At 42.8% G+C, this 22,932-nt stretch carries 27 protein-coding genes; 11 read left to right on the top strand and 16 right to left on the bottom strand.

Translation table 11 applies throughout. The annotated features are described in order from the left end of the window. The first annotated feature begins 34 nt into the window (after positions 1 to 34). Together AC04MN_RS07785 and AC04MN_RS07780 are read left to right on the top strand one after the other, a co-directional pair. Positions 35 to 979 (top strand): lytic transglycosylase domain-containing protein, encoded by a 945-nt coding sequence (locus AC04MN_RS07785; RefSeq protein ID WP_475382624.1) that lies wholly within the window; start codon positions 35 to 37, stop codon positions 977 to 979. Next, positions 976 to 2,166, top strand: coding sequence for an aspartate kinase (locus tag AC04MN_RS07780; protein WP_475382623.1), 1,191 nt, complete (start codon positions 976 to 978; stop codon positions 2,164 to 2,166). Before AC04MN_RS07785 ends, AC04MN_RS07780 begins: the two co-directional genes overlap by 4 nt. Here the strand turns inward: AC04MN_RS07780 and AC04MN_RS07775 are convergent. Continuing rightward, a complete protein-coding gene (locus AC04MN_RS07775) occupies positions 2,163 to 2,573 on the bottom strand; it encodes a hypothetical protein (protein ID WP_475382622.1) in 411 nt (136 codons plus the stop codon). The genes AC04MN_RS07780 and AC04MN_RS07775 overlap by 4 nt on opposite strands. A gap of 111 nt (positions 2,574 to 2,684) precedes the next feature. Then, the gene (locus AC04MN_RS07770; protein WP_475382621.1) at positions 2,685 to 4,424 is read right to left on the bottom strand and encodes a hypothetical protein; all 1,740 of its coding nucleotides are present in this window, start codon (positions 4,422 to 4,424) and stop codon (positions 2,685 to 2,687) included. Positions 4,425 to 4,601: 177 nt separating this feature from the next. Between AC04MN_RS07770 and AC04MN_RS07765 the strand changes: the two genes are divergently transcribed. Together AC04MN_RS07765 and AC04MN_RS07760 are read left to right on the top strand one after the other, a co-directional pair. Further along, complete coding sequence (locus AC04MN_RS07765) at positions 4,602 to 5,081, top strand: glutathione peroxidase (protein WP_475382620.1); 480 nt, start codon at positions 4,602 to 4,604, stop codon at positions 5,079 to 5,081. Continuing rightward, a complete protein-coding gene (locus tag AC04MN_RS07760; protein WP_475382619.1) occupies positions 5,078 to 5,635 on the top strand; it encodes a HutD family protein in 558 nt (185 codons plus the stop codon). The genes AC04MN_RS07765 and AC04MN_RS07760 overlap by 4 nt, the downstream gene beginning before the upstream one ends. Positions 5,636 to 5,728: 93 nt before the next feature. Here AC04MN_RS07760 and recA read toward each other — a convergent pair whose 3' ends face one another. The 3 genes from recA to AC04MN_RS07745 all read right to left on the bottom strand — a co-directional run bounded on the left by recA (position 5,729) and on the right by AC04MN_RS07745 (position 7,898). Next, a complete protein-coding gene (gene recA, locus AC04MN_RS07755; protein ID WP_475382618.1) occupies positions 5,729 to 6,856 on the bottom strand; it encodes a recombinase RecA in 1,128 nt (375 codons plus the stop codon). 65 nt (positions 6,857 to 6,921) lie between these two features. Further along, complete coding sequence (locus AC04MN_RS07750) at positions 6,922 to 7,413, bottom strand: CinA family protein (RefSeq protein WP_475382617.1); 492 nt, start codon at positions 7,411 to 7,413, stop codon at positions 6,922 to 6,924. Then, positions 7,413 to 7,898 carry a phosphatidylglycerophosphatase A family protein gene (locus AC04MN_RS07745; protein WP_475382616.1) on the bottom strand — a complete coding sequence of 162 codons (486 nt, stop codon included), beginning with the start codon at positions 7,896 to 7,898 and terminating at the stop codon, positions 7,413 to 7,415. Before AC04MN_RS07745 ends, AC04MN_RS07750 begins: the two co-directional genes overlap by 1 nt. Positions 7,899 to 7,969: 71 nt before the next feature. Between AC04MN_RS07745 and AC04MN_RS07740 the strand changes: the two genes are divergently transcribed. Continuing rightward, positions 7,970 to 8,473 (top strand): hypothetical protein, encoded by a 504-nt coding sequence (locus AC04MN_RS07740; RefSeq protein ID WP_475382615.1) that lies wholly within the window; start codon positions 7,970 to 7,972, stop codon positions 8,471 to 8,473. After that, positions 8,473 to 9,042, top strand: coding sequence for a hypothetical protein (locus tag AC04MN_RS07735; protein ID WP_475382614.1), 570 nt, complete (start codon positions 8,473 to 8,475; stop codon positions 9,040 to 9,042). The genes AC04MN_RS07740 and AC04MN_RS07735 overlap by 1 nt, the downstream gene beginning before the upstream one ends. Here the strand turns inward: AC04MN_RS07735 and AC04MN_RS07730 are convergent. From AC04MN_RS07730 to AC04MN_RS07705, 6 genes are all read right to left on the bottom strand, one after another. After that, the gene (locus tag AC04MN_RS07730; protein WP_475382613.1) at positions 9,033 to 10,811 is read right to left on the bottom strand and encodes a pyridoxal phosphate-dependent decarboxylase family protein; all 1,779 of its coding nucleotides are present in this window, start codon (positions 10,809 to 10,811) and stop codon (positions 9,033 to 9,035) included. The two genes, AC04MN_RS07735 and AC04MN_RS07730, sit on opposite strands and share 10 nt — an antisense overlap. 63 nt (positions 10,812 to 10,874) lie before the next feature. Further along, positions 10,875 to 12,632, bottom strand: coding sequence for a methyl-accepting chemotaxis protein (locus AC04MN_RS07725; protein WP_475382612.1), 1,758 nt, complete (start codon positions 12,630 to 12,632; stop codon positions 10,875 to 10,877). A 472-nt stretch (positions 12,633 to 13,104) separates the two neighbouring features. Further along, complete coding sequence (locus AC04MN_RS07720) at positions 13,105 to 14,604, bottom strand: nucleoside recognition domain-containing protein (protein ID WP_475382611.1); 1,500 nt, start codon at positions 14,602 to 14,604, stop codon at positions 13,105 to 13,107. Further along, positions 14,579 to 15,022, bottom strand: a complete 444-nt coding sequence (locus AC04MN_RS07715) for a FeoB small GTPase domain-containing protein (protein WP_475382610.1) — start codon at positions 15,020 to 15,022, stop codon at positions 14,579 to 14,581. The genes AC04MN_RS07720 and AC04MN_RS07715 overlap by 26 nt, the downstream gene beginning before the upstream one ends. Beyond that, a complete protein-coding gene (locus tag AC04MN_RS07710) occupies positions 14,995 to 15,222 on the bottom strand; it encodes a FeoA family protein (protein WP_475382609.1) in 228 nt (75 codons plus the stop codon). Before AC04MN_RS07710 ends, AC04MN_RS07715 begins: the two co-directional genes overlap by 28 nt. Before the next feature lie 7 nt (positions 15,223 to 15,229). Beyond that, positions 15,230 to 15,850, bottom strand: a complete 621-nt coding sequence (locus tag AC04MN_RS07705) for a hypothetical protein (protein WP_475382608.1) — start codon at positions 15,848 to 15,850, stop codon at positions 15,230 to 15,232. Between the two features lie 230 nt (positions 15,851 to 16,080). On the opposite strand from AC04MN_RS07705, the gene AC04MN_RS07700 reads away from it, so the two are divergent. The 4 genes from AC04MN_RS07700 (at position 16,081) to AC04MN_RS07685 (ending at position 18,699) form a co-directional block, all read left to right on the top strand. Next, positions 16,081 to 16,662, top strand: a complete 582-nt coding sequence (locus AC04MN_RS07700; protein WP_475382607.1) for a cytochrome c oxidase subunit 3 — start codon at positions 16,081 to 16,083, stop codon at positions 16,660 to 16,662. After that, a complete protein-coding gene (locus tag AC04MN_RS07695; protein ID WP_475382606.1) occupies positions 16,659 to 16,856 on the top strand; it encodes a hypothetical protein in 198 nt (65 codons plus the stop codon). Before AC04MN_RS07700 ends, AC04MN_RS07695 begins: the two co-directional genes overlap by 4 nt. 83 nt (positions 16,857 to 16,939) lie before the next feature. After that, positions 16,940 to 17,542 carry a hypothetical protein gene (locus AC04MN_RS07690; RefSeq protein WP_475382605.1) on the top strand — a complete coding sequence of 201 codons (603 nt, stop codon included), beginning with the start codon at positions 16,940 to 16,942 and terminating at the stop codon, positions 17,540 to 17,542. Beyond that, positions 17,539 to 18,699 (top strand): NnrS family protein, encoded by a 1,161-nt coding sequence (locus AC04MN_RS07685; RefSeq protein WP_475382604.1) that lies wholly within the window; start codon positions 17,539 to 17,541, stop codon positions 18,697 to 18,699. The genes AC04MN_RS07690 and AC04MN_RS07685 overlap by 4 nt, the downstream gene beginning before the upstream one ends. Before the next feature lie 75 nt (positions 18,700 to 18,774). Here the strand turns inward: AC04MN_RS07685 and AC04MN_RS07680 are convergent, their stop codons facing one another. Then, a complete protein-coding gene (locus AC04MN_RS07680) occupies positions 18,775 to 19,062 on the bottom strand; it encodes an ArsR/SmtB family transcription factor (RefSeq protein WP_475382603.1) in 288 nt (95 codons plus the stop codon). Positions 19,063 to 19,174: 112 nt separating this feature from the next. Between AC04MN_RS07680 and AC04MN_RS07675 the strand changes: the two genes are divergently transcribed. After that, the gene (locus tag AC04MN_RS07675; protein ID WP_475382602.1) at positions 19,175 to 19,615 is read left to right on the top strand and encodes an OsmC family protein; all 441 of its coding nucleotides are present in this window, start codon (positions 19,175 to 19,177) and stop codon (positions 19,613 to 19,615) included. Between the two features lie 42 nt (positions 19,616 to 19,657). Here AC04MN_RS07675 and pdxH read toward each other — a convergent pair whose 3' ends face one another. From pdxH to AC04MN_RS07655, 4 genes are read right to left on the bottom strand one after another with little or no spacing between them, the layout of a single operon-like run. Next, positions 19,658 to 20,236, bottom strand: a complete 579-nt coding sequence (gene pdxH / locus AC04MN_RS07670; protein ID WP_475382601.1) for a pyridoxamine 5'-phosphate oxidase — start codon at positions 20,234 to 20,236, stop codon at positions 19,658 to 19,660. 8 nt (positions 20,237 to 20,244) lie between these two features. Beyond that, positions 20,245 to 21,255: a DUF438 domain-containing protein gene (locus tag AC04MN_RS07665; protein ID WP_475382600.1), complete on the bottom strand. Its 1,011-nt coding sequence runs from the start codon at positions 21,253 to 21,255 to the stop codon at positions 20,245 to 20,247. Between the two features lie 42 nt (positions 21,256 to 21,297). Further along, a complete protein-coding gene (locus tag AC04MN_RS07660; protein WP_475382599.1) occupies positions 21,298 to 21,666 on the bottom strand; it encodes a putative zinc-binding protein in 369 nt (122 codons plus the stop codon). Next, the gene (locus AC04MN_RS07655; protein ID WP_475382598.1) at positions 21,663 to 22,673 is read right to left on the bottom strand and encodes a COX15/CtaA family protein; all 1,011 of its coding nucleotides are present in this window, start codon (positions 22,671 to 22,673) and stop codon (positions 21,663 to 21,665) included. The genes AC04MN_RS07660 and AC04MN_RS07655 overlap by 4 nt, the downstream gene beginning before the upstream one ends. Positions 22,674 to 22,932: the final 259 nt, after the last annotated feature.

The following is a 22,932-nucleotide window of genomic DNA, read 5'->3' as shown; positions in this document are numbered from 1 at the left end:
ACATAATAAAAATATGAACAAATACGGGTTTTTCATGTTTCTTTTTTTACTACTTGGAGCTTTCAACTCTATGGCGGTAACGCCTATTGAAAATACCCATGGCAAAACCGAAAGTGTTCAGACTCTAAAAGAACGTCTAAAATCAATGACCAAGTCTTCTCGTATTACTACCTCTGACAGTCTGGTCTTCGATCTTCCAGTCACCTACAATCGCCAAGTCAGTCAATGGATTACATACTATCAAGTTAAGGGAAAAAAATGGTTCCCAAATTGGCTGCAGCGCTCTTATCAGTACATGCCTTTCATTCAGCGCGAACTGAAAGAGTCAGGTTTACCCACAGATCTGGCCTATATGGTAATGATTGAAAGTGGATTTGCATTCAATGCAACGAGTGTGGCCGATGCTGTGGGACCATGGCAGTTCATTGAAGCAACAGGTTCACGTTATGGTCTGCAAAAAAACTGGTGGCTTGACGAGCGCCGAGATCTCATGAAAAGTACTCGAGCCGCCATTCGCTATCTTAAAGACTTATACTCCGAATTCGGTTCATGGTATCTAGTCGCTGCTTCATACAATATGGGCGAAAATGGTCTTCATCGGCAAATCAACAAACATGGAACGAAAGACTATTGGGCACTGATCCGCAAAAATGCGATTCCTAAAGAAACTCAGGATTACGTTCCAAAGATTTTGGCAGCAATGCTTATTGCTAAAGCTCCGAATCTGTATGGCTTCCGAGGCCTTGAAGAAATGGATGAATTTTCATATGACGTTGTCGTCGTCCCCGGGGGAACCGACTTAGATCAACTTGCCGACCATCTTGGTATTACGCGAAAAGCATTAAAAGATTTGAATGCAGAACTTGTTTTGGGTTACATTCCACGCCAAGTCAGCAAGCACATGATTCGAGTTCCAAAAGGAGCATCCCGAATGGTAGCAAGCTGGATCAGTGGAAAAAGGAATTTGGCTTACGAATGAGCAAAATTGTCGTTCAAAAATATGGTGGTGCAACACTTGCTGACGCAGAAAAAGTGAAGTCAGCAGCCAAGCGTATTTCTGAACAAGCGGCCCGTGGTGATTCGATGATCGTCGTCGTCAGCGCCATGGGGAAGACAACGAATCAATTGATCGACTTAGCCCAACAAGTTTCTAAAAATCCCTTACGGCGTGAAATGGATATGCTACTATCCGTTGGTGAGCGAATTTCAATGTCCCTAGTTAGCATGGCCCTAAATGATCTTTCTACGCCCGCTATCAGTTTCACGGGCTCTCAGGCAGGTATCCTTACCGACGAAGATCACGTTAATGCATTCATTCAGGACATTAAAGCCATTCGAGTGCAAGAGGCACTCTCAAAAAAGCAAGTTGTCATTTTAGCCGGGTTTCAAGGTGTCTCTCCTAAGACAAAAGAGATCACAACTCTGGGCCGCGGTGGCTCTGATACAAGCGCTGTGGCAATGGCCGCAGCATTCAATGCAGATCATTGTGAAATTCTTAAAGATGTAACAGCAGTATACACTGCCGACCCCAACCTAGTGAAAAACGCACGTCCTTTGCATACTTTGAATTATGATCAGCTTATGGAAATGACATTCTGGGGAGCCAAGGTCTTGCACTATCGCTCGGTAGAATTAGCCAAAATGCGAAATGTTCCGCTTTATATTGGTCCCGCTGCGGACTCTAAAGGCCAAGGAACTTGGGTAAAAAAGGATTTAAATATGTTTGAATCAGTCAAAGGTCTATCGCTGAACTCGCACGAAACTGTTTTGGAAATCTCGGTAACGGGCCAACAGCCTGGCACAAGTCTTAGTACCTTGCGCGCACGCTTTGAGGAAAAACAAATTGCCTTCCCCCAACTTCTACATACAGAAGTTCAAGGAGGGAACACCCGAGTTTTACTGACGGGCCCGCAGGAAACAATGAAGTCCGTCCAAAGAGAACTGGCTCAATCTCAAGATATTAGTTTAATCCCTCAAGTCTATTCCACAGTGACTTTAACTTGCACCGGAGCTACCTCTCCACTTATCGTCGAAAAAATATTAACGACGATGGAGAACGCTCGAATTCCTATTCATAAACTAATTATGAGTTCAATGAGTGCCACAGTTCAAATTGATCAAGAGCACCGACATCAGACCTTAAGCTGTCTTCATCAACTCATTTAAAATCGTTCTCGATCCACGGCAGAAGGCTGATTATGGTCTAAACACTTTTGAACAGAACTAAAGAATTGTCCTTGAAGGGGATAATACGGTTTCTGTTGATTAGCTGCGGACTCATCCAATACGTCAAATAAACTTTGAACATCTTCCAAAACACATTTCATATTTTGAATGTGCCCAAAATCATCGCTTGCGACAAAATAGCGAGCTTCGATTAGACAAAAAGACCTTTTACACGAGATCCGATCAAAAGAAATTGGAGCCGCCGCATGCAATTGCTCTTCTCCAACCAATCTTTGCAGACTATTCAGAACCATCAACTCATCGGCAGATGTTAAAAAAGCAAAGGCTCCACTTGCAGCAAAAAACACAATAGATGCCAGCGATAAAAGTCGACGTTTAGAAAACATAAGGACCTCCCCAGAGGCCCTTAAACTAACTGATGTTGTAAGCTATAAACATGATCCCCATCAGCTTTATTAACCGCAAAATGCTTATTTCATGCGGCTTTTGGGACATTTTTACTCTTTCATCAGAGTCGGTTCTTTTTCTCGGTAACGGTTGTTAATTTTATGCCATATATTTGTGTGGGGGCCCGTTATTCCATCAGGACCTGTCATCCCCGATAGTCCCGAACCTTCAGGCATAACGCCTCCTTGTCCTGGCAAGAAGCGGCTAAGATCAGGATGACCGCCACGAACACCATCATAAATTAACTGACCATTTTCATCACGCAAAGGTTCGCCATCTGGTCCGACGGCATAGCCTCCGCCACCACCCAAATTCGCACCGCCACCAGTGCCACCCGCTCCATAAAACCCAGCGTTAATATCCATTGGCTCATCTGAGGCATAGTCTCCAGACTCGTCACCTGCACCAAGACCACCGCTTCCGCCACCGCCAAGACCAGCCCCACCTCCGCCACCACCAGCATCTCCTGATGTTGCCCGAGGTGCACCACCCTCAACATTCATTCCTGAAGAGGCCTGATCTAAGGCGCCATCGAGTCCTCCACCACCAGTTGATGATGTCGTAGCCCCACTTGCTCCATTTCCATTCACAAAACCACCAACTTTTTCAGAGGATGTACCACAGGTCGGATCCTGAGGATTCTTTTGGCAGATACAAATTTTATTCGAAGCATTCGCGGGGTCAGAGCAATCACTTGTGGTTTGCTTACAACCAGAGGCATTTGGATTCGACTTACAGAAGTCAGGAACTGCGGCTGCTGTTAAGGAACCACACTGCTGAGCATTCGTTAAAGTTCCTGCGTAGTTGACAATCGCTCTCTCGGCTTCTTGAATTTTCGCATCCATCGCCACACATTCTTTACGCGCATCTTGTGACTGAGAATATGCCTGTGAGGTCGACAACTGATCTAAAATTTGTTGCTTGATTTCGCTCGCATTTTGATAATATCGAGCTGCAATTTCTTGGGCCTTTTGAGACGCGCACTCATTCATTTGAGTTCGTACATCTTGGCACGCTGACATACAGCTGCCTCGGTTAGATTTGCAGTTAATTCTCCATGCCGCAAGAGCCGCATTAGCGCCTGAAATCAATTGCGCTGTCTTCTGACAAGAGGCTGCAACACTTGATGCGGTCATTGCCCCTGCTCCTTGCGTGATATTTGCGGCGGCTCGACCTAGCTCGGACATGCTATCGTTTTCCTCATCACAAGAGCCTTTGGCACTTTCAAGCTTTGCATCACAATTCGTTTTCGCCTGTTGAGTCAGCGATTCGCAGGTATTTACCGCAGCACTTATATCGGCATTCACTCCACCACTACTTGTTGTTGAATCCGGCATATTTCGGCAAAACTTATCATAGGCATACAAATCGCACGTATTTGGATTCGGCGGCCCCGCACTGCACACTTGTTGCCGACGTGACGTCGACCAATAGCGAACCTGTTCTTCGCACATTAAATCGCGACTACTTGTCCCCGCAGAGGTCGTCTGCTGCCCAGAATTAGCTGTAGAACTCTTGGTCGAAGATTTTGTTCTTGGTTTAGTTGTCGTAGTCGGTTTTTTTGCCGTCGTACGCTTTGCCACGACTGTCTTTTTTTGTGCCGCCTTATTATAACAATCTACAGATCGCGTATCACAATTGCGAAAGCACTGATAGTCATTCTTGCCGCAACTAGAAGCACATTGGCGCATAAATCCATCACACGTTGAAGCCGCCCAAGCATCGGATTTAGTTAGAAAAAGTCCACCGAAACAAAAAAATAAAATATATAGAATAAAGCGAATTTTCATAACCCTTTATCGTCGCAATTTCGTCACAACTTAAAACAATTACGCGCGCCAGATGCGACCAAAGTCGATTTATCAGATTTGCTGTCTCACATTGAATCAGCCTCGGGATCTTTGATTATTGACCATTTCAAAATTCGAGGCGACATTGATAAAAAGTTTCTAAAATAGGAGCCCCACATGAGCCAATTTTTCGAATTTAAAGTCCTAGATGCACAAAATAAAGAACTAGAGCTAAAAGCTTATCAAGGTCATGTTGTTCTGGTCGTTAACGTTGCCAGCAAGTGCGGCTTCACTCCCCAATACAAAGGTCTTGAAGAGCTTTATCAAAAATTCAAATCTAGAAATTTCATAATTTTAGGATTTCCTTGCAATCAGTTTGGCGCTCAAGAGCCAGGCAATAACGATGAAATTCAATCGTTTTGCAGCCTGAATTACGGAGTTAGCTTTCCAGTTCTTGGCAAAGTCGATGTCAACGGCAGTCAAGCGTCTCCTGTATATCAATGGCTTAAAGCTGAAGCTCCGGGGCTGCTGGGTACCGAAATGATTAAATGGAACTTCACCAAGTTTTTAGTGGGAAAAGATGGCAAAGTTATTAAGCGCTATGCCCCTAATACCGAGCCCTTAGAAATTGCGGCTGATATCGAAGCGGCCCTGTGATCGAAATCATTTCGCAAAAAAACCTTCAAGCAATGCCATGGAAAAATGGAAAAGGCAAAACTGACCAAATATCCATTTTTCCAGCTGGCTCGACAGTTCAAAAGAATAATTTTTTATATAGATTAAGCTCCGCTCCTGTAATTGAAAGCGGTGAATTCTCTCTATTCCCGGGTATGCACAGGATTCTAGTTCCAATTCAGGGGGCTGGATTTGCTCTTGATTCAGATGTTTATGAAAAATTCGAGATAGCTCAATTCAGCGGAGACACCAAGATATTTTGCACCTTACTTAAAGACTCCGTTGTAGATCTTGGGCTGATTTATGATCCCAACAAAATTAAAGCACATCCTAGAGTGCTTCACCTAAAATCAGATTTCATGATATCGATCGAGTCGGCGTCTCACTATCTTGTTTCAGTATTGTCAGGTGATATTCAGATAGAAAATAAGTTTTTAAAAATGCCTGAAACTGCACTCTTTGAAAATGAAACAAAAATGCATCTGCAAATTAAGAAGTCTGCCGTGGTGCTATTTATAAAAATAGACTTTATATAAAAAAAGGACCCTTGCGGGTCCTTTTCGCTTTTCGCCTGACGGCGCGTTGTCTAGCGATGGCCCGCTGGGGCCATGCGCTTTTCGCCTGACGGCCTAGTGCTTACCTTTTTTTGATTTTTTTGGTGTTTCTTCTTCTTCAGAAGCGGCATCTAGTTTTGAGTCAGCGATCTCTTCTGGCGTTCCAGCTTCCATCAAAAGTTTTCCGATACCATTCATTTCCAAAAGTTTACGACGAAGTTCAGCCATCGCTTCTGGGTGCTCTTTCAAGAAGTTCTTCGCTTGATCACGACCTTGCCCCATGCGCTCACCGTTGTATGAAAACCAAGCACCTGATTTGTCAACGAAGTTTGCTGTCACTGCTAGATCCAAGATATCACCTTCAGCAGAGATACCTTCGTTGTACATCAAATCAAATTCAGTCTTTGTGAATGGAGGAGCCATTTTGTTCTTCACAACTTTAACCGCAGTACGGTTCCCAGTCACATCTTCACCATTTTTAATCGCGCCCACGCGACGAACATCCAAACGAACTGAAGAGTAGAACTTCAATGCGTTACCACCTGTTGTTGTTTCAGGGTTACCGAACATCACACCGATCTTCATACGGATTTGGTTGATAAAGATAACAAGAGTATTTGAACGGTTGATCGCCGCAGTCAACTTACGCAAAGCTTGAGACATCAAACGAGCTTGCAAGCCAACGTGGCTGTCACCCATATCACCTTCGATTTCTGCGCGAGGAACCAAGGCTGCTACGGAGTCGACAACAAGAATGTCGATCGCGCCAGAGCGAACAAGAGTTTCTGTGATTTCCAAAGCCTGCTCACCCGTGTCTGGTTGAGAGATCAAAAGATCTTCCGTATTTACACCCAAACGACGTGCGTAGTTTACGTCTAAAGCATGTTCCGCATCCACGAAAGCGGCAACGCCACCTTTTTTCTGAGCTTCAGCAATGACTGACAAAGCGATTGTTGTTTTACCAGAAGATTCAGGCCCGTAGATTTCTACGATACGACCTTTTGGCAAACCACCGATACCCAAAGCGATATCCAAAGAAAGAGCGCCCGTAGAGATCGCTTCAATATCTTTAACTAATGATTCATTCGCGCCTAAGCGCATGATTGAACCTTTACCAAATTGTTTTTCGATTGTGCTAACTGCAAGCTCAAGTGCTTTGAGTTTTTCGCCAGCGGCTTTGTCGTTCATAGTTGGATTTGCCATACGGTTGTCTCCTGTTTTTTTGTTTTTTAAATTTTTGGAGCAGAAGACAGAACCCCATGTCCTGTTTAACTGCGCCCGTTAATTCCGTCGATAAGCAACTCAACCGCGCGATCTACAGATTGCCTTTGAATCTCGTTACGATCGCCGCTGAAATGAGCCACAAGACTCTTTTCATAATCGGGACCAACGACAGCGAAGCACACAGTGCCCACCGGTTTCTCGGGCGACCCGCCAGTCGGACCAGCAATGCCGGTCACGGCCGCAGACCAATCACTTTTAAGTTGGTGGCGCACTCCAAGCGCCATCTGAAGAGCGACAAACTCGCTCACAGCACCCTCTTTCATAAGGGTGTCTCGACGGACTCCTAAGAGATCCATTTTCACTTCGTTTGAGTAGGAGACCACAGAGCCAATAAAGATGTCGGAAATTCCAGGCTGCTCTGTTAGAAAACTAGAAAGCTGCCCTCCAGTGCAACTCTCCGCAAAACTCACAGTGAGTTTTCGGTCACGAAGTGATCTGATAAGTTCTTGAAGTTTCTGATCGCGCTGTGAATTCATTATCCACCTACCATCACTTGTTGGACACCCAACAAGGCAGTGTGTGTGTAAAGAAGTTGCATACAAATATTAGCGATAATACCTGCAGCCACGTCGTCGGCCATCACTCCAAGACCACCTTGGATCTTCTTATCTATATATCCTATGGGGAATGGCTTAGCGATGTCCAGAACTCTGAAGATCAAAAAGCCAATTAACAAGGATTGCCATGTTATGGGCACCCATGTCATAGCAATCAAAATGCCTACAACTTCATCAATGACGATTTCTTTGTGGTCATGACCGCCTTTTTCGCGTTCATAAACCTCCGCCGCAATGACGCCAAGTGGCAGCAATAACAAGGTCGTTATCATATATATCAAGGGTCCAGCCAAAGATAGTCCCCAAACCAATGGCAAAGCCGCCAGGGTTCCGACGGTCCCCGGAGCCTTGGGCGACAAGCCCGCTCCGAAGAAAACAGCAATTCGCTTCAACAATAAATGCATATAATACTCACCTTCGTCCAGTAGGGTCGATATCGCTTCGATGATACAATGTTATTTTACACGGAGTCTTCATGATTTTGAAAAGAGCTACCGCGTGCCTTATATTTTTTTATAGCTTATTCACATTGGCAGATGTCTGCGTTCAAAATGCCGATGATTTTACAAAAAAAGAAGCTGAACTCCCTACAATTCTTCAAAAGCTCCCCATCATGTTCACCGCTGAAAAACAAAGTGTCCTTTTCTATGACGTCTCGGCAGCCATAAAGATTCTTAAAGACTCTGCAGGCCGATTAAAACTTCAAGGATATATTCTAAAAGACGATGATCTTGAGGTGGACGAAAACCTAATTACTCGCGCCTGCTACGATGGCGACGAAATGAAAATTACTTTTGCCAGCGGAAGTACCTATGATGTCGTTGTCAAAAAAGAAAGCGTCCGTATTAAGGGACTCAACCTACAACGATCGCCCAGCGATCGGTCCTACAATGCAGTCGTTAGTAGAATTACAAAAGGAGCCTCGGGCAATTCAGACGCTAGCAGCTCAAACAACAACGGCAAAACAGGTGTTCGCTAATGTTAAAAAAAATACTTCTTTCTTTTTACGTCGCAGCCTTCTTTTTCGCAAGTTCAGCCTCAGCCGCAGAGGATTCCAAACTCAACTTCAGCGAAATCCGAATCAATAAAGTAAATATAAAAGTGCAGTCCTCCGACGAGCCAAGCAATCTATTACCTCGGCAAGCTACATACGTAGGCCATATCCCACTTAAAAAAGAAACAAATCTTGCGCCACTAAAAAATGCCGAAATTCATCTAACGAATCTAGCCGCTAAGCTGAACCACTCACAAAAAACGTTAAATGAATCCATCTGCCGTGAGGAAGCAAAAAGACTTTTTAAAGGTGATTTTGATCTTGGATTTCAAATATCTAAAAGTGATATCTTAGCTACCAAGAAAGGTGCTGCCTGCCTTATTAAAATTTCAACTCTCGACAAAACCAGCTTATTAAAAGAAAAGTACTTGTTGCTTGTCAGGACCGAAGGGCAAGTTTTGGGATTTATCTTTAAATTCCAAGAATCGCTTTCGCAGGATCAAGTCCTTCTCTTTCAACAATTCATCGATGGAATGCAAGTTATTCATAAATAAGACTTCAAGCTATCAACAAATAATTTTACAAATGAAACATTAGCTTCTTTGGTTGTAAAAAAAGGATTCATTAGAGTTATTCGAAATAAAACCAAGTCATTGGAATCTTGCATCACACCCCACTTTTTACAATGATAGCCAATTAAACTCTCATAATCGGGGCATTTCAAAATTGTCTTTGAAATAACAAACTCATTTGCCTCTTGGAAACTTTGAATCAGGGCAAGTGTGCTTCGATTGACAGCACTTAATTTGTCGCTTCCTTTCCTGGCCACTCCACAAAGTAAATTCAATGGCATCTGCTCAAGAACTAAAAAATCTGGACACTGCTCTTTTAATAATTCTTCCAATTGCTGCTTAGCGAGTATTGTTCTAGATAAAATGCGACCATAACCTTCTTGGTGAAAACCAATGGTTTTCGCTGTCATCCAAGTGGCAGTGGCCCCAGCTGCTGATCGAGACCCCTCGAGCGTTTTCATCCAGCGATCAATACTTGCTGTTGGTGACTGAATGTATTTGGCATCGAAAGCTGAAACACGATAGCGAACTTGATCCGGCACCAAAATCGCTCCGCAAGCATAAGGCACATAACCCAACTTATGGGGATCTAAGGTCACAGAGTCCACGTCTTTGATAGCTAAAAATGCACCTTGAACAGGGCGGGGCAGTTGAGGAAGATCCGTCTGAGCGAAGTGATTCATCGAGCAAAAGTAACCGCCATAAGCCGCATCCACGTGATGCCATATATGAAGATCTTGAATGGACTTCTTCGAGTTCAGTAAAGCTTGCACCTGATCGATCGGATCGCACTCGCCCAGCTCTGTTGTTCCTGCGACTGAGACAACCATCATAACGGGTCGTTCTTCCAACTGAAATCTCTCAATTTTAGACTGTAAATCTTGAGGATTCAGCACACCAAATTCATTTAGTTCAATTCCACAAAACGAAGCATCGCCAAGGCCTAAAAGTGAAACTGCTTTCAGCCAAGAGTAGTGTTTCGAGTTGGGAACCAAGACCACAGGCCCCTTAAAGGAACTCCCGAAAGCCTTTTCATAGACAGCGGCTATGTGCCACGGCCCCATAGCGACGGCACTGTAGTTTCTTAAAATGGACTCGTCTATGTGATAGTGTTCCAGGTGCTTTTCATAATTCGCCCACCCCATATGAGCGGCCGAGAAATAGGAAAAACTTTGTCCATGCTCCAGATTCAGATAAGCCCCTAAGGCCAAAAAATGATCCATTCGATAGCGAGCCCGCCACAAAGCTTCAATGTTTGCAACCGTCCCCCCACTCGTAAAATGCCCCGTGGCCGTAGTCTCAGAATATCCTAACATTTTCCCGAGTTCCCTAATGGCCTCATCCTCAATAACAGCACCGACTCGGGCGGCCTCTGTTGAAATATTATTTGGATTATGAAGCAATGCTAGAAAGTGTCCTAATAAGGCCGGCAATGAAATTTCAGAGTACATATGCCCAATATAGCGCGGAGAAAACTGAGGAATCTCGTGCTCGAATCTTTGGCTGAGTTCCGCTAAATGTTGGCTCATCAATTGGCGCTTTTTTTGAAACTCTTCACTTTTTTGATTCTCACGAGAAATCACTTGTCCGTCAGAGGGATAAAAATCTTTTCGCCATTGAAACCAGTGATCAAGAGCTCCGAGGAGCTCTTGCCTCAACCAATCCGAATTTTCAGATTGAGGACCTAAAAAAAAGCTTTTTAATGAGGCTTCCTGGGGACTGCATGGTTCATTTGAATTCAATTTCTTCATTTACCCATCTTATATAGCCAAATCCGCATCACAAAATGATTTTCATCATGTTTAATCAAAAAATCAGCCCCCCACAATTTTCTTCAAGTCAAAAGCGACTTCATTCATTTTGTGCATCTCTTCTGCAACCCTCTGACTGGCTATCGCCAGACGTTCAGCTGCAGCAGCATTATCTTGTGTCGCATGATCTAGCTGATTCATTGCCTGTGAAATTTGAGAAAAGCCTTGATATTGTTGTTGGCTTGAGTGCGAAATGTCCTGATTGATCAAAGAAACTTTCTCAACGACTTCCGAAATCTCATAAAACACATTTTTAACTTCCGTAGACACCCGTTCACTCAGGAAGGTCTTCTCTTGTGATTCCTGAATCAATGTTCCAATATCTTTAGCCGCAACGGACGCTCGCTGCGCCAACGTACGGACGGCATCAGCAACGACCGCAAAGCCTTTACCATGCTCACCCGCACGTGCAGCCTCGACCGCAGCATTCAATGCTAGTAAATTTGTTTGAAATGCAATATCTTCGATAACGTTACTAATCTCAGAGATCTTTTTTGAACTCGCACTCACATCTACCATTGCCGCTTGAAGCTGTCGGGCAGACTCTTCGCTTGATTTAGCATTGTCGGCTCCTCGGGCGGATAGCTTATTCGCTTCTTCTGCCTGTTCCGAGTTTAGCCGAACGATACTGCTAAGTTCCTCAACCGATGCCACAGTCTCTTCTAACGAAGCAGCTGCCTGAGTGGAACTAGACGATAACTTTTGACTGGAATCTGCTAACTCAATTCCTTCTTGATTCACCACCTCTGCAATGGACGCCAAGGACAAACTCACTGTGCTCATCTTTGCTGAAAGCCGTGAGACATAGATGTAAAGTGCTCCCATCAACGCAAAAGAGGCAGACAAAACAATCAGACCTATAAATATGATTTTCTTATTTAGATCTGCAACTTCGATCTCCACCTTTTGACTCAATCGTTGAAGCTCCTGAACTATAATCTCATTAGATTCGTTAATGACCCCAGTGATCTGATTAAAAAATACTTCTGATGACGATGAATACCCCCCTGAAGCCGCATTCGCGGTCACATCCGAGAATGCGGTCGCTACGTGTGACCAATTTTCCGACTTAGAAAGAGCAAGGACTTCGCTCTTAGATTCAGCACCTAATTCTAAAAAAGCCGACTGAAAGTTGCCAAAGAACTTCTCTTTCAAGCTAACAAGGCGCTCGACTTCCTTGGAGTCCATCACCCGTTTTGATGCTAAAACCCCCGTCATCAGAGCCCGCATTTTTCCCGCCGACTCTTTACCTTCATTGAGCAAAGCAATGCTTGTGAGATTTCTTTCGAGACCTTGATAACGGACTTCTTTCGAAATCTGAATTTGCGAAAGGATACACCCGTCAAGAGTTGCGTTAAAGTTTGGCAAAACAATGTCGAAGCGCTCCTTGTTTTTCACCTGAACTCTAATCTCGCCAAAACGACTCTTAAGTGTATTGATATTTTGAGCCCAAGCCTCCGTCGAGAGGTCAATAGGCACAAATTTAGAAAGGGAGTCTATCGTTGCATCCACCTTTTGGTGTTGGACAGCAATATCATCGAAGGACGTTTTGCCATTAAGATAAAGGGCAGTCATACCACGCTCTTTTTGAAATTCATGCATAAACTGTGAGTACATCGTCAATGCCGTTGAGGCTTCCTTTGCCCTCAGCGCCTCGGACCTCTCTCGAAATAATGAATTCAATAGTAAGCCCACAACAACAATGAACGCCATTGTCGGAATAAAAACAGCCAATAATAAACGTGCCTTCAATGAACTCATTAAGCTTCCCATATTGTCATCCCTCGCAATGAATCAATTATCGGACTGCCGCAAATTTAAATAATTGATCAAAATCAGCTTTTTCAACAAGCCCGCCAATGTGTTTAGAACATTTAACATAAGCAAAGATCCATTAACGGCTGGAATATCGGGATGATTTGATTTGAATCAAGTCCTCATTTGAGACATTCAATTATTCTTTCATCAGGCATAAGAAGGACGTGATCAATATGGAAACAGTCAAAGATGTTAGTATTTGTACACTGATTGGAATAGCTTTAGTTAGTATAGCATCCATAGGAATCTATTGCGCTACCCTAGGAATGTGCGCACTTGCTTCCCTTGGAGTCATTTTCGAATAAATAAATATGAAGGGTGAGTTGTTCACGAGTCTCAATTTACTTCCTTCAAATAAAAAGGGAGGTCCCGCGACCTCCCTTTTATTTTGAATGACAACTCTCGACTTGCCTATCTATAAAAAGTGGTAAGCTCCTACGGCTAATACATATCCAAGCACATTTAAAGTTCCAAGCTGAACCAATCCGAAAGTCCAAGATCCTGTTTCGCGAATTGCAACACCGATCGTTGAGATACATTGCAGGGACACCATAAAAAAGAGTAACAATCCTATCACGCTACCAAGAGTAAACAATGGACTTCCGTCTTCTTTTTTGGCGCTCGCAAAAACCTCCAACAAACCTTGCTGCCGGACCTCTTCGTCATCGCTATCAATGTTCATCACTAAAGCTAATGAGCTCACAAAGACCTCGCGAGCTGCGAACGCAGAAACAAGCCCTACGCCCACTTTCCAATCAACTCCCATCGGTTCAAAGACTGGATTCATCACGTGCCCAACTTGGCCTAAATACGATTCCTCTAGCCGAACTGAATCCTGACCTCCAACCTTAGGATAATTACTAGAGAACCAAATAAACGTTGCCAATACAAAAATAATTGGCCCAGCCCTATAGACGTAAGACTTTGTTTTCATATAGCTCTGAACGAACAAGATTTTTAATTTGGGCCACCGATAAAGTGGCAGCTCCATCACAAAGCGACTGGCCTCTTTTTGTGGCCACATCTTATGCATAACTGCCGCGATGACCGCTCCAAAAAATAGCGCGCCTACATATAGAAGGGCAAATACCAAGCCCGCCATAAATGGCGAATAACCTCTCATAAGAAAACTAACCAAAAGAGCATAAACAGGTAATCTCGCTGAACAAGTCATCAGCGGAATGATAAACGTTGTAATCAATCGCTCTTTCCGCGAAGAAATATTTCTTGCTGCCATCATCGCTGGCACCGAACAAGCAAATCCAGACAATAAAGGCACGAAGGAACGACCGGAAAGTCCAATAAGTGCGAGTGGCTTATCCACGATGGTCGCGGCTCGCGCCAGATAACCTGATCCTTCAAAAAAGCCGATACCCAAAAATAAAATAAAAATCTGTGGGACAAACACAAGGACAGCAGCAAATGACGCCAAGACCCCGTTTGCTAGAAAGTCTTGAAAAAAGGGTGATATCCAATTCTGCTCCATCACCCAATCCATAGCCGCCGTAAAAAGTCCATCGATCAAATCCATAGCAGGAGTTGCAAGCCAAAAAATACTGCAAAAAAATGCCGCCATGATAAGCACAAAAGAAATCAATCCAACGTAAGGGTTCATCAATACTGAATCAATACGATGAGTCCACTTTCGAATTCTTTGAATTTTACTTTGCGCCGAATTCAGTGTTTGCGGCCCCCCAACATACACATCCCCCAACTCTTTACGAATTGAAACTTCTTTTGCTAAACTGTTTTCATCATAAAGACTCTCTGCCCACACATTTGAGCCAGTTGATTTCGTAGGCATAGACGCATTCATAAGATCTGCAATTTCACGCAATCCCGCACCCGTCATTCCATCAAACAGATAAAATCTAAAACCGTATTTTTTTTCAAGGTCTGAAAAGTTTAAAGTCACACCTTCGCTTTAACAAATCGCTCATCGTTACCACGATTGAAACGGGCGCTCCGAGGGCACTCAACTGCGCAAACAGTGCGCTATTTTTTTTAAGCTGAGTCCCATCAACAACAAAAAGAATCCCTGCAAACTCTTTTTCCTTAAGAGTTCTCTGAAGTGCGCCAATTGCCACGGTCTCATCCGGAGATTTTGGCTGCAACGAATAAGTGCCCGGAGTGTCCAGCACGACAACTTCTGAGGACTCATTTCGCAACTTCTTCGACAAAAATCCTGTTGAATATTCAACTGTAGAACCTGGATAATTGACGGTTTTGTATTTCGAATTGGTCAACCAATTATACAGGGTCGTCTTACCAGAGTTAGGACTACCAATGATTACAAACGTTTTCTTTATAGTTTCTTGCCGAGTTTCAAGCATTGAAAGTCCTCCTTACGCAAAGACACCGTTAAAGAGTCTGTCTGAACGACAACAGGTCCACCAAACGGAAAAATGGACTTAATTTCCACGTTCTCTCCAATAGCTAGCCCCAGCTCGACCATTTGCCGTACAAAGGTCTCTTCGCCCTGAAGACTTTCAACAAAATATGAAATTCCAATCAAATACTGCTCATTATTCATAAATCACCTAAAGAGTAACGATCAATCCGAGAGTGGCACTTGCATCATTTGTCTGGATAGCTTGAGAATATTCGGTGATGATTTCGACCTCATCCTTGAGCTTATAGTTAAGTCCTAGAGCATATTCATTTGTTCTTCGGAAATCCCCCTTAAGCTCAGCCAGAAGCTCCACTTTATCAGTGACAGGCACGGTAAGCCCCATCGCATGATTTTTTTCTATATCCTCACCTTGTTGTTGCTCAAGTCCTGCACGCACATAAGGAACAAGGTTTACAAATTCTTTCTTTATTTCAAGGTCTGAAGCATACACAGTTGCGTCTTCAAATCGCTCAATGAGAACGACGGCGTGAATTCCAATACTTTCATGATCCAGCAAATGAAGAATATTGCCGATTGCATAAGATCGCCCCTCAACACCTTCATCTTTTGTTTGATTCAAAGTTAAAGACGGATTGAAATACTCGGTATAGCCATAGCCGAACGTCAACGCCTGCCCAGACACTAGATCACTCATAGAGTGGTAGAACTCCACATCAGAAGGGCCTTCAGAATAAGTTTCAATCAGGTCCAAAGCTGAGGCCTGACAACAAAGCAATGTAAATAAAACAAACAAACTACTCTTTTTCACAAAATCTCCTTGTTCGAAAGAACAAAGAACTTTTCAGCGATTGACCCAAAAAAATAAATTTTTTTTTAAATGATTTTAGAAACGCCTATCAATTGATAACCAAGTAGCTGATTCGTTGAATAGGTTTTCAAGAATATCTGACGACAATCAACTAATCAAAAAAGTAATCAAAGCGAAAAATAATGATTGAAATCAAGGATAGTCATAGATGATCAGCTATACATAAAAGCATGTCTAAAAAATACTTTTCTATTGGCGCATTACCCGGCTCATTATTGATGTGGTTGATTTTGATCAATGAACTTGTGGTCTTCGCAGGATTGATTATTGCTGCCCGCATTTTTAAATATCGCGAGAGTGGACTATTTACGGTATCGCTAACTCATGTGAGTCAAACGTCACTCTTAGAGGCGACTCTCGTCTTACTCATTGGCGGATTCTTTGCCGCTGAATTTATTCGTGCCTATAAGATGAAACAAAATCGCTATGGACTACTCACACTCCTTGCCGCCATTGCGTCAGGTTGTTACTTTATCATTCACAAATACCAGGATCTTTCATTACTTGCATCTCAGGGTTTCGACTTCGCTAAGGATGACTTTTGGCTTTATTATTGGTCTATCATGAGCTTTCACTTCGTGCATGTCATTATAGCCGTAGGGATGCTCATTTATCTTCTCTTTTGTTTTATCAACTCTGAATTGAAATCAAAAAAAGATCTTCACTTTTTTGAATCTGGTGTATTGTTTTGGCATCTCTGCGATCTTATTTGGATCATGATCTTTCCTTTATACTACTGGAGATTTTTATGAACTTTTTGGCCATATTTCTACTTGGTGGACTTGTTTATTTTAGTTCTACCACTACCAGTGCTACCGTCTTTTATACACTGACGTTTCTAAAGGCATTCAGTATTTTATGGTTCTTTATGGACCTAAAAGTTGCAAAAGAATGGGCCTTTTCTATCGCAACTTTTCTGGCAATTTTCTATTTCTTGATGATCTAATTCGATTTTAAATACCAGATCATCGAAAATAAACTGAGTAGGCTTATTATGAGCCTTATAGATCCATCACTGAAAGGAATCCCATGCTGGCAAATCAAACGGTCCCAAACAGACTCAATAAAAGTGATCTTCTTAAAAATAAAATCCTTATTCATGAACCATTTGCCAAGTTTCTAGGCGCCTCACCGGAAGAATTCGACTTCGAAATTTCGTTACTAGAAGTTGTACGCTTTGCTGGGCACGCATGCCCTTCCATGATCGGCGCATTTTTAATGTCAGAAGCCGCAACAAACGCTCTCTTTCCTGCCGATAAAAGGGTCCAACGAGGCAATGTGATGATCGAGATTCCACAAAATCAAGAACAAGGACCAACGGGGCCAATTTCAAATGTTTTCTCAATGATTTTTGGTAGCTGGGAAAGCTCAGGATTTGGTGGGTTGGGAGGCGAGCATTTTCGCCGCAAGAATCTACTCAAGTACAATTGTTCACAGGTCCCATCTGGCCATTATAGATTTACAAATATAGCAACAGGAGTCAGCGTAGATATCGCATATCGGCCCTCTGGATTCGACCTCCCCCCGGATTACGATCAACTGAGTTTTCCTGAGAACTGGAGAGTCTTAACGCATGCACTGCTGTTGAATCGCGATAAATGCCTCAGTGTTCGATGGAGATCCGAAGCGTGAATCCTCTTCACTTTAAACACCCACTTTGGTTAGCTGGATTTCGCCCTTTCTTCTTGATGGCATCCCTTTGGGGAAGCTTTCTTGCCGGGAGCTGGGGTTTGATCTTTGCTGGATACATACGGCTTCCTAGAAATATGAATATTATGCAATGGCACGCACACGAAATGCTCTTTGGCTTTGGTGGCGCCGTTCTCATTGGGTTTCTATTGACAGCCAGTAAGAACTGGGTTGGCGTGCGTGGAATTCATGGTAAAGGCCTTATGCTTCTGAGCATTTTATGGTTTAGCGAAAGACTGTTCCTATTTGATATCTTTAAATTTCCAGCCCCTCTAAAGCACTTTTTTTTGAGCTTGTTTTTTTTATTTGGTGGTGGGTACATAGCATGGACACTGATAAAATTCAGAAAGAACGACAGCTTCAAAGACAACTACTTTTTCCTATTTCTTCTAGCCGTGATTCTCATTGCTAAGAACTTAGTGGTTTCAAATGACTACTATCAACATGGAATTAGCATGAGTATTGGTTTATTTCGTTTAGCTTTTGTAGTGATGTTCGAACGAACAATGCGCCAATTTATGAAATCAACTGAAAATCAGCTTCTGTTTCAAAATCCCCTTTTGGACGTTTCCATTAAGATGTTAGTTGCTTTCGCCACATTTCAATCATTTTTTTCATCCAACATAGCGAGTTTGATTCTGAGTTCAGCGTCGATATTACTTTTAGCAAGATGGCTTCTGTGGAAACCCCATCTTGGCTTCAAAAAATTTGGCAATGCCACCATGTATATTGGATACTTTAGTCTCACCCTTCACGTTGCCTTGGAAGGAATGAAGGATTTTCAAAGTTGGATGCTCGGCGCCTATCCAACTCATGTATTTACGTTCCTATGCATGGGAATCATTATTCCCAGCATGCTGATTCGAATTTCAAAAGGGCACACGGGTCGTAAACCTGGTTTCGAAACAATTGATAAACTCCCTATAATAGCAATATTCATTGGTGCTTTCTTCCGCCTAGTTCTTCCTTTGTCGCATCCAGAATACTATCAAAAATGGATATTGATCGCAGGGCTCTGCTGGTCGGCATCCTTCCTCATTCTTTTTGTTAGAATTTCACCATTCCTTCTCAAGCCACGAATAGATGGAAAAATTCACTAATCTTGCTTAAGCCGATTTACAGGACAAGGGCCGATACCAAGCGCTTCGTAGGGCCAGCCCCACTCAATCAAATCTCTAGTGACAAAATAAGTTTTGAATGAGCTCCATTAAACTTAATAATCTTTCATCTTTTATCTGATAGTAACTGCTTTTTCCTACTCGCTCTCGTTCGACCAACCCCTCACTTCTCATGCGATTTAAAAACTGCGAAAGCTGAGACTGAGAAACATCACACAATAAAGTTAACTCCGAAACAGTTTTTGCCCCGCTCATTAAGTGCCCCATTAATATCAGTCGTCGAGGATGAGAAAGTGCCTTTAGTAAATCTGAAACCTCCACGCAAGAGGATTCCATTTTTTCCATGATGCCGATCCTACTTCTTATTCTTTTATCTGAATTCCTAACAGGTCGTCTATTTAACATATTATTAATTTATAATATGTTAAAACTATAAACAACCCACAAAAGGTCTAAAATGAAAACAACCCTCAGATGGAATGAAAAGATGATGTTATCAGCGACGGCTGAAAATAATACTGTACTTATGGATGCAAAGTCGCCAATTGGTACAGGCCAAGCGATGACCCCGAAAGAACTGGTCGCTGCAGGTCTCGGCGGCTGCACAGCCATGGATGTTCTGGCTTTATTAAAGAAGCATAAGCAAAGTCTGACTGAGATGATCATTGACGTCGATATTAGCTCGTCCACGAACACACATCCCGCCGTTTTTACCGCCGCCAATCTAACTTTTGATATCAAAGGCGATATCATGCCGGATATTCTTTTAAGTGCGATTGCCGACTCGCAAAGCAAATACTGTGGGATCAGCGCCATGCTCTCAAAAGCCTTTCCGATAACTTACAATGTGATCCTAAATGAAGAAAAAATCGGCGCCGGCTCTGCCAATTTCCAATAAATTTATGGAGCCTCACTCGCCCTCATTGCGGCGAGTGAAACCCTAAGGATAAAGATAAGTTTGATTCCACTTTTCTCCACTGATTTTTTTAAAAACACGACGGTCGTGGAGACGGAAAGGACGCTCTTCCCAAAACTCAATGAGGTCGGGCACAAGGCGGTATCCTGACCAAAAATAAGGGCGTGGTATTGGCTCTACACCAAATTCAAGGCTCTTCTGAGCAACTCGCATTTTGAATCCCATCTGCGTGCATTCTTGCGACTGTTTCGAAGCCCAGGCCCCCATCTGACTCATGCGGTCTCTGGATGCAAAGTACCTATCGGCCTCATTTGCATCTACCAAATGAAGTCTGCCTTCGATACCAATTTGCTTTCTAGATTCTCTCCAGTAAAATTGAAGAGCTCCCATATGATTGCGGTCAATTTCAACTCCTTTTCGACTCAGTAAATTCGTATAAAAAACAAATCCTTCCTTATCATATTTCTTCAAAAGGACTGTCCGACTTGATGGACGTCCCTCTTTAGATACCGTTGATAAGGTCATCGCCTCGGGATACAAAACAACCTTTTTTTGAGCCTCTAAAAACCAATCTTCAAAAAGACCTAAAATGACTGAATTCAAAAGATCACCTAAACCTGCTCATCCCAACTTAGAAGTCTTTTCTCGCCCTGAAGTTTTTGAATCTCAGTCACATCTTGAGACATCTCAAGAACACCTTTGTACTTGCCCGCGCGATCCCGAACAGCAAAGTAGCGGATATGAATCATTCTTCCTTTGAACTGAATCCAAAAGTCAGCCTCATCTTTACGGCCTGCTTTAAACTCTTCTAGTATTCGCAAAACTGTATCAACACTCTTGGGTGGGTGGCAAAATCGCACTTCGCGTCCAATAACGCCGGCACTGCGTGGAAAGACCCTCTCTTCACCGCGGTTGTAGAAAGCCACCTTGTCATTTTCATCAACAAAGGTCACATCCACTGGTAAAAACTTAAGAATCAAATTGATTTGCTCCAGATTCAATCGCCCCTCTTCCATTTTCAACAAAAGATTGCCTATGTCTTGAATCAAACCACCGCCTGAGACAACATCAGTTTTTATAGCCGTTGTTTCTTCCGCTGCATCTTGAGCAACCGTATTGATCTGTGTGGGTTTGCGATCTTTGTCTACCCATCCGATCTCATCGTCACCAGCGTTCATCGCATCCCAATCTTCTGCTTGTAATAAATGAAATGCATTTGGAAATAATCGGTTTTCCTCGACATAGATCATGTGATGCATATTCTCTAATAGCACCCGAATATCTTCTCGAATATTCTTTATGTCCTTTTTTTCGATTTGAGCACGAATACCTCGCATCATATCTCGAATGCTGTCATGAAATGCCCACATTCCTTGACTAGGGCCATACCAACCCCGCTTTTCTAAAAACGGAAAGAGCTGATTTTCTTTGCGCGCGTATCGTTTTTCAACCTGACAAACATGATTAAAGATATTTATAAACTTCTGGTAATCCACATCTGGATCACTCATCTGTAGCTCTACCAATAGACGCTTAATAAATTCGTTTTCTTCAAAAAAGACTCTGAGTGAGTGAGTTTCCGGCAGCTCAGCAACATATTCAGGATATTGTGGATATTCCATTTGAATGACCTCTCTATAACACTTAAGGTCTATCAAAGGCGGCTACTTTAGGCCTTGATTCAAATCACTTTTTATTATTTCAAAAACGCCTAGAGCTTGGTCCTTGTCAAAGTCTACATGAACTTGCTTGGCGACGCCGAGATCTGTCAGCACCCAAGATTGATTTGCCTTAACACCTTGTTTGGACAAACATGCGTGAACACATTTAAGGACGCAGCCGTCAAGAGCATATATTTCTCGCCCCGATTGCGCCGTTTTAACAAGTGGTTTTACACCGCCACCAACACCCGCAATGCAGCTCATCTCAGCGATACCCTCTCGATCCATCTTGATAGCAATAAAATTTGCCATCTGAGCCGCTGATGAGCAGCCCGAGCATGAATAAACTATTGGTTTTTTTTCGGAAGTCATGCAAGGCCTCCCCTCTTGATCCTGAAATAGATCCCCAAATAGGTTATTACAATCATAGCTCCGCACAACTGATGAAGAGCAGCAAAACTAATTTCCACTTTCAATAGTAAAACAATCACACCTAGTATGATCTGCGTGAATATGATTCCTAAAAAGTGATAGATGGGTAAATGTAAATTTTGATCGACACCCTTCCTTAATAATCTTGGTGTAATCAACATTAGATAGGTAAGCAGTACAACACCCAACCAACGATGTATCCACTGAACCACGATGGGATTTTCGAAAAAATTCATCCAATATTGAGGCATATAAAAGGCTCCGGCCGGCAGAAACTGACCATCCATGAACGGATATGTATTATACATAAATCCCGCTTTGAGGCCGCCAACTAAGCATCCATAGAAAACCTGCAGTAAAAGAAGAACCCCAAGACCTTGAAAAAGTCGCCAATCTAACTTTTTAAATCGAACGGGCAATGCAGGTCTTAGTTGTGATAGATAAAAATGAGCATAGCCCGCAACTATCAGTGCAAAAATGAAATGTATACTGAGCATATAGGGACTCACATGCGGTTCTTTTTGAAGCCCTGAACGCACCATAAGCCAACCGATCACTCCCTGCGATAGTACCAATAGCGGCAAGGTAAGAGCTAGATTGACTGAGATACGTTTTTGAATAAGTAAAATCATTCCACCAATCGCCGCCCATAAAAAAATAAATCTTGCGATAAAGCGATGAAGCCATTCCCAGAAAAAGATTTTTTTATACGCACCAATATCAAAATGGGAATTTAACAGAATAGATTCAGGTGACTTCTTATAGAGCTCGAAACTTTCCGACCAGGCAGATTCAGTCAGCGGTGGAAGAATTCCCGAAACGACATTCCATTCGGTGATTGACAATCCCGAGCGAGTCAAGCGAGTCACTCCCCCCACAAGTATAATCAAAAACATGAGTGTCAAAAAAATCCTTAAATACCATTTTAAATCAAATTTGCTAATCATAGGCATAAGACTATCGAACTTAATGATCCCGTAAAATGATTCAAATCATGGATTTATCATTAGTTATAGTAACAAATTCTTAATTTTCTAAAACAAGGAGGACTTACAGTTGACTTCATTTTTATATTTTGAAAAAAGTGACCTACCCGGGCTAACCCGGTCCAGAATCTATGTTATGACCTGGATCAACAAAATGCTAAATTCAGTTCATTTTCATTCTCATGTATACTGATACCGATCATACAAGGAATCGCCCATG

The organism is Bdellovibrio sp. ZFWA1 (assembly GCF_056175665.1).
The sequence above is the reverse complement of the archived record's forward strand: the minus strand, read 5'-3'. Positions and strand labels throughout refer to the sequence as shown.

Coding starts and splice junctions, on each gene's coding strand:
- AC04MN_RS07710 (WP_475382609.1), bottom strand. CDS start 15,222: ATGAATAATGAGCAGTATTTGATTGGAATTTCATATTTTGTTGAAAGT.
- AC04MN_RS07660 (WP_475382599.1), bottom strand. CDS start 21,666: ATGACTTCCGAAAAAAAACCAATAGTTTATTCATGCTCGGGCTGCTCA.
- AC04MN_RS07745 (WP_475382616.1), bottom strand. CDS start 7,898: ATGCATTTATTGTTGAAGCGAATTGCTGTTTTCTTCGGAGCGGGCTTG.
- AC04MN_RS07765 (WP_475382620.1), top strand. CDS start 4,602: ATGAGCCAATTTTTCGAATTTAAAGTCCTAGATGCACAAAATAAAGAA.
- recA (WP_475382618.1), bottom strand. CDS start 6,856: ATGGCAAATCCAACTATGAACGACAAAGCCGCTGGCGAAAAACTCAAA.
- AC04MN_RS07655 (WP_475382598.1), bottom strand. CDS start 22,673: ATGATTAGCAAATTTGATTTAAAATGGTATTTAAGGATTTTTTTGACA.
- AC04MN_RS07740 (WP_475382615.1), top strand. CDS start 7,970: ATGATTTTGAAAAGAGCTACCGCGTGCCTTATATTTTTTTATAGCTTA.
- AC04MN_RS07725 (WP_475382612.1), bottom strand. CDS start 12,632: ATGAGTTCATTGAAGGCACGTTTATTATTGGCTGTTTTTATTCCGACA.
- AC04MN_RS07780 (WP_475382623.1), top strand. CDS start 976: ATGAGCAAAATTGTCGTTCAAAAATATGGTGGTGCAACACTTGCTGAC.
- AC04MN_RS07775 (WP_475382622.1), bottom strand. CDS start 2,573: ATGTTTTCTAAACGTCGACTTTTATCGCTGGCATCTATTGTGTTTTTT.
- AC04MN_RS07770 (WP_475382621.1), bottom strand. CDS start 4,424: ATGAAAATTCGCTTTATTCTATATATTTTATTTTTTTGTTTCGGTGGA.
- AC04MN_RS07690 (WP_475382605.1), top strand. CDS start 16,940: ATGCTGGCAAATCAAACGGTCCCAAACAGACTCAATAAAAGTGATCTT.
- AC04MN_RS07785 (WP_475382624.1), top strand. CDS start 35: ATGTTTCTTTTTTTACTACTTGGAGCTTTCAACTCTATGGCGGTAACG.
- AC04MN_RS07730 (WP_475382613.1), bottom strand. CDS start 10,811: ATGAAGAAATTGAATTCAAATGAACCATGCAGTCCCCAGGAAGCCTCA.
- AC04MN_RS07735 (WP_475382614.1), top strand. CDS start 8,473: ATGTTAAAAAAAATACTTCTTTCTTTTTACGTCGCAGCCTTCTTTTTC.
- AC04MN_RS07695 (WP_475382606.1), top strand. CDS start 16,659: ATGAACTTTTTGGCCATATTTCTACTTGGTGGACTTGTTTATTTTAGT.
- AC04MN_RS07680 (WP_475382603.1), bottom strand. CDS start 19,062: ATGGAAAAAATGGAATCCTCTTGCGTGGAGGTTTCAGATTTACTAAAG.
- AC04MN_RS07700 (WP_475382607.1), top strand. CDS start 16,081: ATGTCTAAAAAATACTTTTCTATTGGCGCATTACCCGGCTCATTATTG.
- AC04MN_RS07675 (WP_475382602.1), top strand. CDS start 19,175: ATGAAAACAACCCTCAGATGGAATGAAAAGATGATGTTATCAGCGACG.
- AC04MN_RS07715 (WP_475382610.1), bottom strand. CDS start 15,022: ATGCTTGAAACTCGGCAAGAAACTATAAAGAAAACGTTTGTAATCATT.
- AC04MN_RS07665 (WP_475382600.1), bottom strand. CDS start 21,255: ATGGAATATCCACAATATCCTGAATATGTTGCTGAGCTGCCGGAAACT.
- AC04MN_RS07750 (WP_475382617.1), bottom strand. CDS start 7,413: ATGAATTCACAGCGCGATCAGAAACTTCAAGAACTTATCAGATCACTT.